This window comes from Rhizobium terrae (assembly GCF_003425685.1).
Classification (GTDB): Bacteria; Pseudomonadota; Alphaproteobacteria; order Rhizobiales; family Rhizobiaceae; genus Neorhizobium; species Neorhizobium terrae.
The window spans coordinates 1-8595 of record NZ_QJKM01000045.1 but is presented as its reverse complement, the minus strand read 5'-3'; the positions used below and the strand labels follow the sequence as shown (position 1 = coordinate 8595).

Here is an 8595-nt window from a genome sequence, read left to right as displayed (position 1 = left end):
TCGAACGAGATGTTGCGCACGACCGTGCGCCATTCGTCGTTCACCCGAAACGACGTCGAGAGATTGCGCACCGAAAGCACAGGGGTCACAGACCCCCCGCCCTCTTCCATCGAAGTGCCCGAAAGCACCGGGTTATCTTTAACCGTCCGCAGGGAAGTTAACGACGGATGCCCTTTATCTTGAAGAAGTGTCATTGCCCGCTCCTCGTCTTAGGATCGATCGCGTCGCGCAAGGCATCGCCGAGAATGTTCAAGGCGAGCACGGTGAGGAGAATGGCAAGCGACGGAAAGACAACCAGCCACCATGCGCTCAGGATATTCTCAAAACCTTCGCGGATCATGCCGCCCCAAGTCGCGGCCGGCGGTGGCACACCGAGGCCGATGAAGGCAAGCGAGGCTTCGGTACGGATCGCCGAAGCCATCCAGAGCGACGCGACGACCACGATGTCGGACACAATGTTGGGTAAGATATGGACGCCCATAATTCGTAGCGGCGAAAAACCCATCGATTTGCCCGCCTCGATAAATTCCCGGCGCTTCACAGCGATAGTTGGTGCCCTTGCAACACGCACGAAGGGCGCCGTCTCCGTGATGGCGATCGCAATGATCAGATTTTCGAAACTCGCGCCCAGCATTGCCGCGACCATCAGGCCGAGCAGCAATGTGGGAAACGACAGCATCACGTCGACCAGACCCATCACCAGCTGATCGAAAATGCCGCCGATATAACCCGCCATGATGCCCAGCGCCGATCCCACGACCATCGCGACCAGGACGGAGAGGAAGCCGACCGAAAGCGATATTCGCGCCCCGTGCAGAAGCCGAGAGAGCACATCGCGGCCATAGCTGTCCGTACCAAGCCAGAATTCGGCGGAAGGCGGGCTTAGCCTGTGCAATATGTTCTGCTTCAGTGGATCGTAGGGCGCGATGGCCGGCGCCAACACGGCGGCCAGCAAGATAAAAGCCAGCAGCCCGATGCCAATCCAGGAAAACCGGTTCCGCCGCAGTGCCATGAGAACGGGATTTGATTGCCGTACCGGGATGGTCAGGGAAATGGTCGCGTCCGTCATTTGGCGTAACTCACTCTGGGATCGACAAGGGCGTAAACGAGGTCGGTGACCGTGTTGACGAGGATCACGAAGGTCGCGAACACCACCATAAGGCCCTGCAGCATTGTGTAGTCGCGCGATTGCAGCGCGCCGAGGATAAGTTTTCCAAGCCCGGGCCGCGTGAACACGATCTCGGTGAGAACGGAGTTGCCTATGAGGGTGCCGAAATAGAGGCCGACGACGGTCACGATCGGGATCAGCGCGTTGCCAAGCGCATGCCGCAGGATCAGTGCCGACGGGCGTACACCTTTGGCGCGGGCGGTGCGGATATAGTCTTCGCCCATCACGTCCAGCATTGAGGAGCGCGTGACGCGCGCGATATAGGCGGTCATGATCAATCCAAGATTGAGGGCGGGAAGGACGAGATTGCGCAGGTGACCGATCGGATCGGTCGTGGCGCGGCTCATCACCGGCAACCATTGCAGCCACACCGCGAACGCCAAGAGCATCAGGATTGCCGAAACAAATCCGGGAAACGACAACCCAAGCAGGGATAAAAGCCGGCTGATATAATCAGGCCATTGGTTGCGGCGACATGCGGCGACGATGCCCAGCGGAATCCCGAAGAGCGTGCCGATCACAATAGCTGCAAAGGCCAGCTCGAGTGTATAGGGCAGAACCAACGCCACCTCTTCCAGGACATTTCGCCCGCTGACGGAAGAGCGCCCGAAATTGCCGCTCAGCATATCGGCTAGAAAGCGCAGATATTGCACGGCGATCGGTTGATCGATACCAAGTTCGGCACGCAACGCCCGCAGGGCCTCGTCGCTCGCCCGGTCACCAAGCATGGCGGCCGCCGCATCTCCCGGCACCAGACGGACCAGGATGAAGACCGTGGTCAGCATGGCAATCAAGGTCGGGATTGCGAGAAGAAGTCTTCGGATGGCATAATGCATCATGCGGCAGCCCTTTCTGCGGCGACGCGGTTTATGTCGAAGGCAGCAAGATCATGCTTTGTGTGGCCCTCGCAGACGAGATCGGCCAGGACACGGCCGACTGAGGGCACCAGTTGGAAACCATGACCGGAAAAGCCGAAGGCGTGGACAAGCCCCTCGACCCTGCGTGAAAAGCCGATCACGGGCAGATGGTCCGCCGTCATCGCCTCCATGCCGGCCCATGCTCGCACGATGCGCATCCCCCCGACCTTGGGGAAAAGCCGGACTGCCGACCTGACCGAACTTGCCAGCGCCAGGACATCAACCGTCGCGGACTGCCTATCTGCAGCGAGCCTGCCCTGCGAGCCGCCGCCGATCAGAAGCGTTCCCTGCGCGGTCTGCTTGAAGGACAATTTCCGCCCGAAGGAACTGACGACGGGCCCGATGCGTGCCGCCGTGCGCTCCGTCACGACCATCATCGAAGTGCGGATCGCGTGATCAAGCGGGTCGCCCGCCAGTGCTGCGACCTCCGCGGCCCATGCGCCACCCGCATTGACGATCACTTTTGCCTCGATCGAGCCCTGAGAGGTCTCCGCCCGCCACACCTGCGCGCGCCATGTCAAGGCGGTGACCTTACATTCCTCCTTGATATGTACCCCGGCGGCCACGGCGGCATCGCGGAAAGCGCGGATCGTCCGGTGTGGATCGGCCGAGCCATCTCCGACTGCCCAGGAGCCGCCCAGACAATGCGGGGCAAGGTCCGGCACCAACGTCCGCAATTCATCAGATCGAACAATTCGCTCGTGACTGAGACCTTTTGCCTGCAGCCGCTCGACGCGCGCCTTCACCGCCGAGAATGCCACCTCGTCTTCGGCGACCTGCAATTGGCCGCAGGCGACAAAGCCGCAATCGTCGCCAACCAGGTCGCCCATCTTATGCCAATCTCCCGCTGCTTCGAGGCTCAGTGGCAATTCGGCGGCATGGCGCCCGAGAGTACGCACACCGGCCGCCGTGGCGCCCGAGGCGTGCCGACCGAGAAAATGCCGCTCGACCAGGATCACCGACGCCCCTCGCCTTGCAGACTGCAATGCGGCTGAAAGCCCGTGCAAACCGCCGCCGATCACCAGGACATCGGCATTCATCCGGCCGTCTCCATATCCTCAAGGGAGGCGATCTCAGAAAGCGTGATCGGCTTGAGCGGCGGGCGGATGTTGAAAAACGCCACCGAACCTGCCGGCACGCCATGGACCTCCGCCAGGAGCGCTTGAACGGTATAACCGCACTGTCTGCCCTGGCAAGGTCCCATCCCGCATCGCGTCGCGGCCTTCACCGCATTTGGGTCGGGCACGCTGGTGCGCGTGGCCGCCCGAATCGTCCCCGCTGTCACGTCCTCGCAGCGGCATACGATGGTCTCGTCCGCAAGCCTTTCTCGAGGCGGAGGGTAAAGGGCATCGAGAAGCGGCCGCAATGCAAGGGCCTTGGCAAGTCGATCATCGAGCCGCGCCTGGCGACGGAGCTCTTCGACGTCGCCGCCTTTGCCGAGACGCGCCGCAATTGCGAGCGCGACGATTTCACCGGACACCATTGCGGCCGACCAGCCGCCAATCCCGCCTGCATCGCCGGCAACGAATAGTCCCGGCCGGCTGGTCTCCCCCCAGCGGTCCAGCCTCGGCGCAAAATACCCTTGATCGGCCCTCCAATCGTGGGCACAGCCGAGTGCCAGCGTCTCATGAATACGCGGCACGACACCCTGGTGGACAAGGAGCACGTCAGCTTCCACCCGCCGGCGCCTGCCTTGCGTGCTCCACTCGATATGTTGCAGGCGGCCCTCGCCTTCGGCACGAAGATCCTTGACGTCTCGGACAAATTCGATCTTGCGACGAAGCGCGCGAAGCCAGCCAGCGCCTTTCGCAAGCCCCGCCAGGTCGCGCCAAGCGCCAGGCAGTTTTTGCAGCGCGGCCAGACCCGGTCGACCGGACGTATCGAGATAACCTGAAAGCTGCCCCCTCAGATCAAGCGCCTGCGTCGCATAGAGCAGCGGTAAGGGTCCTGCCCCTGCAATCCAAACGCGGCCTTGCGGCAGCATTCCGCCGGACTTCAAGAGGATCTGGGCTGCGCCGACCGTCATCACCCCGGGCAGCGTCCAGCCCGGGAAAGGCACGGGCCGCTCCTGGGCACCCGTGGCAAAGAGGAGAACTCTTGCGCAAACGCGGCGCGCGCGGCCACCAGACGTCAGGAATACGCTCCACCCCTCCTCGATATGCCAGACCTGGGTCTCGGGCATGTATTCGGCTGGTGATGCCCGGAACGTCTCAACCAGCGAAAGGCCTTTGCGGTAATCCTCTCCGAGCGCTTGGGAGAGCGGACCGGATTTATTTCTTTCAACCCCTCGCCAGATCTGGCCGCCGGGCGCCGGCTGTTCATCAACAACGACAACCGCTAGACCGAGCCTGCTCAACTGCACTGCCGCGGACATGCCGGCCGGCCCGGCGCCGACGATCAGGACATCATAGGTCATCGAGCGATCTCCCTGGGGCCGCGCTGGATATCAATCCGCATTCCCGGCCTCACCGCAACCAGGCAGCCTTGTGTGGAGGCGATGCCGTCGACGACGGCCAGACAGTCGAAGCACACACCCATCTGGCAATAGGGCAGCCGGGGCTTGCCGCTCACCGGCGATGTCCGGCCGACATTTGGAACGCGCAGCAATATGCTGGCGACTGTTTCGCCATTCCAGGCGGGTGTTTCGACGCCATTCACCATAACCATCATATCCGGCGCAGCTGCCGACCCCTCAAGCACACTTTTGAACATCGAATCTTCCATTGGAAAAGGCTGCAAGGTTCTGCGGCAACTGCCCCTCGGCCATGGCAGGCCCGACGATCGCCGCATGCGCCGCCGCGAGTGTTACGCCGGAATGGCAAACGGCCGCAAAAAGACCGGCATGGCGTGTCGACTCGGCATAGATCGGCGCCTTGTCGGGAGAAAGCACCCGCAATCCGCTCCACTGGCGCACAAGCCGGACAGACCCGAGCGCCGGGATGATGCGTTGCGCCCGGTGTGCAAGCTTGATGGCCGATTGGATCGTCACCCCCGTATCAAACGCCTTTTCGTTCGTCGCGCCGATCATCATGGTGCCTTCCGAGGTCTGGCGCAGTCCGCTCGCCGGAAGCGGTAGCATCGGTGCCAGGCGCTCGGTCACGAGAATCTGTCCGCGTTCGGCATAAAGCGGCACGACGAGGCCCAGGGGATCGGTGAGGCCGGGCGTGGCCAGTCCTGCCGCGACGATGACGCGCCGAGCCCGGACGCCGCCTTGCAGGGTATCGACCTCAAAACCGCCCGACATGGGCTTGATGGCGGTGACGGGAGTGCGGAACCTGACCTGACTGCCAAGTGTCGAGACAGCGGCGAGCAAGGCCGCGTAAAGCTGCAGCGGGTTTGTATGGCCGTCCAGTTCGCAATAACTGGCGCCCACGACCGCATTGCCCAATGTGACGGCCGGCAGCATTCGCTCGAGCGCGTGCCGTCCGAGCATTTCGGTATAGGCTTGCCTCTGCCGGTTGTGTGTTCGCTCTAAGAGAGCCTCACGAGCCTGGTAGTCGGCCTCGCTCAGACAGAATGCCAGCCCTCCCCGGCGGGAATAATCGACGCGCGATCCCGCCGCTTCGGCCAATTCCTGCCTGAAGGTTGGCCACAGGTCGGAACTTTGCAGCGTAAGTTCGGTGTATGCTGGCGTATCGGAACCCTTGCCCTGAACCCAGACTAGGCCGAAATTTGCGCGGGCGGCGCGCAGGTCGCGATCCTTCCCATCAAGCACGATGACCTTGTGCCCCTTTTTCGCAATGCCATAGGCAAGCGCCGCGCCGACCACTCCTGCACCGATGATGATTATGTCCGCGTCCAACTCGATCTCCCTCAGTTCTTGTCATGTTCGGCAAGAGCCGGTAGAAAGTCAAAGTCGAATACTTTGCCATGCTATTCAAACAGGTTATACCATGAGGAACCCTAGCCTCAGGCAGCTCGAAGCTTTAATGGCGGTGATCGAATCCGGTACGGTCAGCCGGGCGGCGGAGATTCTGCGGATCTCTCAGCCGGCAGCGAGCAAGCTCATCCAGGATCTGGAAGCGGATACGGATCTGCAGCTTTTCGAACGAGAAAGCGGTCGCCTCGTTCCGACCGGCCGCGGAATGCGCCTTTACGAAGAAGTGGAACGTATTTTCGGCGGTGTTCATCAGTTGGCGCGTGCGGTCGACGCCATCCGTCGCGAAGAGCACGGGCAGTTGGTGGTGGGCACGCTGCCTGCATTGTCCGGACCATTCATGAGCCGGGTCCTGGTGGGATTTCGCGCCCGACACCCCGACGTGTTCGTCTCTGTCGAAGCGCGCAGTTCCCAATTTCTGACGGAAGCCGTTTTGCTGCGCCGTCTCGACGCCGCTCTCGTTATCAGCGGCCTTGAACATAGTTCTATCCAGGTGGAAACGCTAAAAAGTCCGCCCGCGGTAGCGGTCCTGCCGCATGGTCATCCTCTTTGCGAAAAGAAGACACTCGGCCCGAAGGATCTTGCCCAAGAACCATTCATCGCCTTTGCTCCCTCGGGTCTGACACGTCGGAAGGTCGATGCGGTTTTCGAGGCTCACGGGCTTCGGCCCAGAATCGTCATCGAGGCGTCCACGGCTCCAAACATTGCCGAATTTGTCGCCGCAGGCCTTGGAGTGACGGTCGCCGATCCATTGACCATGGAGTTTGCGGCGGGCCGCGTTACGGTCCGGCCATTTCGCCCGACCCTGAACATCGACAACCAGATCATCCGGCCGGTGCGGGCCCGAAACAGCAAACTTGTCGCTGATTTTGTCGAAGAGGTTCACGCTGCCGCATCAAAGTCGAAGATGTCGCCGGAGGGCGTTGAGTTCGACCGTTCCTCTTCGGATTAGTTCAATCGTAATCCATATTTTCACGACGGTTGGAGACAGGCTGAGCAGGCTCGACGAATGCCAAAATGCGCTCTAAATGTTGCTTTGGTGATCACAGATGGAGAGGACAATGATCAAGAACATGGCGTTTTGTTTTTCAGTCTTTGCCGCAGTGGTTGGCGCCGCCCCGTCCTATTCCGCCGATTTAATCGAAGGATATCGGGAAAAACGGGTTGCACCTCGAACCGCCTATGTGAGGACAGAACGGGAATGCAGCTTGCTCCGGATTGATTATCGACCTCCATACGCACCTCGAACCGAAGTCGTGAACGTATGTTATACCCCTGTCGATCTGAGGCCGATCGGCTCTAGAAGCAGCAGCGGCACGGCTACCATCGCTGTTGTGGGCGTTACACAACAGTAAGTTCTCGAAGGCGGGGTGGCTACTGACAGGTTTCTTCAGATAGGTAGCGCCGCCACCGTTGAGCTACCTCACTGGTGCCGTCTTCAAGCCGATCTAGGTAACGCTCCACCGCAATTGTTCCAAACACAGCTTTTCCACCAGCCAGGACGGAAAGTTTTTCGGTAGAACCGAGGGTGTTTGTTGCTCTGAATAGACTTGCCACCGCGACCGGCCTTTGAGTTACCAAATATCGCAGCCTCGGTACGCTGCGAATAAGTTCGGCCTGGTAACGGCTCCAAAGAGGATTGTCCCTGATAGCCTCCGTACGTTCGAGCGCGGATTTGAAATCGCCCAGGCAGTTTGCGCGGGCAATATAGATCAGCCCATACCTTGAGTATGACCTTCGTACGCTGTCAGCGACGTAGAATGTGGATGAGACAAAGACAATCACTGCAAGCGCAATAAACACGAGTTCTTCGAGGTAAAGCCTCCACGTGACCCAAGGCAGGCGGATGATCGGCCCTTTCCAGCTACCACGAAGTTTGGGGTAGTCAGCAACGAACTTCGCTAAAAATTCGCTTCGCGAAAACAAAATGACGCCGGCCAGAATGCAGACTTCCGGCTTCAATTCCTCAAATATTGCCACGTAAGGAGAGTTCGCCAGGCTCGAGGATATAAAGGCCAGAACCTTTTCGATTTCCGCAACGAGCAGTACCGTGGCGGTGAACAGCGCAGTTAAAGTGAGGTCCTTACTTGTTACATTCAACTGCATTTTCTTTGACCTTAGCGCGCGCTACAATAGCGAAATCTGCTGCGACCGGATCCATGCGGCTCAATCGGCACAATAGCTGGATGGCTTCTACAGAAGACGGGTCCAGTTCGTCGTATTCAAAGGCAATCAAGTCATCGACAAAATGAGCGGCTTGTGGACCGGAATGGCGGGTGACTGTATCGCGCAGGCGAACGAAGGCTTCCCACGGAAGCTTGGGGGGCGGCGATTCTCCGCTGGTATTGCCCAGGACATCAACCCGGTGCTCGGGCAGCATATCGAGAACAGAAAAGCCGCGCTGCATCGATTTAAGAAGGATCTTGTAGTGAAGAGATGCCAGCATAAAGGATTTTTTGCCAAGTTCTGTCTCCAGCAGCGAAAAATCGCACTGCGTCAGGTCTGAATGCGTATTCCGATGAAGCCGGCCATCGATTCCGATTTGAAGCCGGCCAGTCATTCCGATTTCATTCCGGCCGGCGTTCCGATTTGAAGGCGGCCATTTCTCGGACTGATCCTGGGTCTGTTTGATG

Annotated in this window: 11 protein-coding genes; 2 read left to right on the top strand and 9 right to left on the bottom strand. The window is 60.0% G+C overall.

The window, feature by feature from the left end:
* The 7 genes from DMO26_RS34050 to DMO26_RS32915 all read right to left on the bottom strand — a co-directional run.
* Window positions 1-194, bottom strand: a 194-nt coding sequence (locus DMO26_RS34050) for a hypothetical protein (protein WP_162895186.1), incomplete at its 3' end; no start/stop codon positions are given.
* The gene (locus tag DMO26_RS32940; protein WP_117196486.1) at window positions 191-1069 is read right to left on the bottom strand and encodes an ABC transporter permease; all 879 of its coding nucleotides are present in this window, start codon (window positions 1067-1069) and stop codon (window positions 191-193) included. The genes DMO26_RS32940 and DMO26_RS34050, both read right to left, overlap by 4 nt.
* On the bottom strand, window positions 1066-2007 hold the full coding sequence (locus DMO26_RS32935) for an ABC transporter permease (protein ID WP_117196485.1): 942 nt from the start codon (window positions 2005-2007) through the stop codon (window positions 1066-1068). The genes DMO26_RS32940 and DMO26_RS32935 overlap by 4 nt, the downstream gene beginning before the upstream one ends.
* Window positions 2004-3125 (bottom strand): NAD(P)/FAD-dependent oxidoreductase, encoded by a 1122-nt coding sequence (locus DMO26_RS32930; protein WP_117196484.1) that lies wholly within the window; start codon window positions 3123-3125, stop codon window positions 2004-2006. Before DMO26_RS32930 ends, DMO26_RS32935 begins: the two co-directional genes overlap by 4 nt.
* Entirely contained in the window at window positions 3122-4501 is a 1380-nt protein-coding gene (locus tag DMO26_RS32925) for an NAD(P)/FAD-dependent oxidoreductase (RefSeq protein WP_117196483.1), read from the bottom strand. Before DMO26_RS32925 ends, DMO26_RS32930 begins: the two co-directional genes overlap by 4 nt.
* On the bottom strand, window positions 4498-4797 hold the full coding sequence (locus tag DMO26_RS32920) for a (2Fe-2S)-binding protein (protein WP_117196482.1): 300 nt from the start codon (window positions 4795-4797) through the stop codon (window positions 4498-4500). The genes DMO26_RS32925 and DMO26_RS32920 overlap by 4 nt, the downstream gene beginning before the upstream one ends.
* The gene (locus DMO26_RS32915; protein ID WP_117196481.1) at window positions 4778-5887 is read right to left on the bottom strand and encodes an NAD(P)/FAD-dependent oxidoreductase; all 1110 of its coding nucleotides are present in this window, start codon (window positions 5885-5887) and stop codon (window positions 4778-4780) included. The genes DMO26_RS32920 and DMO26_RS32915 overlap by 20 nt, the downstream gene beginning before the upstream one ends.
* 91 nt (window positions 5888-5978) lie before the next feature.
* Here DMO26_RS32915 and DMO26_RS32910 point away from each other — a divergent pair, with 91 nt between their 5' ends.
* Together DMO26_RS32910 and DMO26_RS34045 are read left to right on the top strand one after the other, a co-directional pair.
* On the top strand, window positions 5979-6914 hold the full coding sequence (locus DMO26_RS32910; RefSeq protein ID WP_117196480.1) for a LysR substrate-binding domain-containing protein: 936 nt from the start codon (window positions 5979-5981) through the stop codon (window positions 6912-6914).
* Between the two features lie 109 nt (window positions 6915-7023).
* Window positions 7024-7317: a hypothetical protein gene (locus DMO26_RS34045; RefSeq protein ID WP_162895188.1), complete on the top strand. Its 294-nt coding sequence runs from the start codon at window positions 7024-7026 to the stop codon at window positions 7315-7317.
* A 19-nt stretch (window positions 7318-7336) separates the two neighbouring features.
* On the opposite strand, the gene DMO26_RS32905 is transcribed toward DMO26_RS34045, so the two are convergent.
* A complete protein-coding gene (locus tag DMO26_RS32905; RefSeq protein WP_117196479.1) occupies window positions 7337-8068 on the bottom strand; it encodes a hypothetical protein in 732 nt (243 codons plus the stop codon).
* On the bottom strand, window positions 8046-8595 hold a 550-nt coding region (locus tag DMO26_RS34040; protein WP_205421304.1), incomplete at its 5' end, for a hypothetical protein. The genes DMO26_RS34040 and DMO26_RS32905, both read right to left, overlap by 23 nt.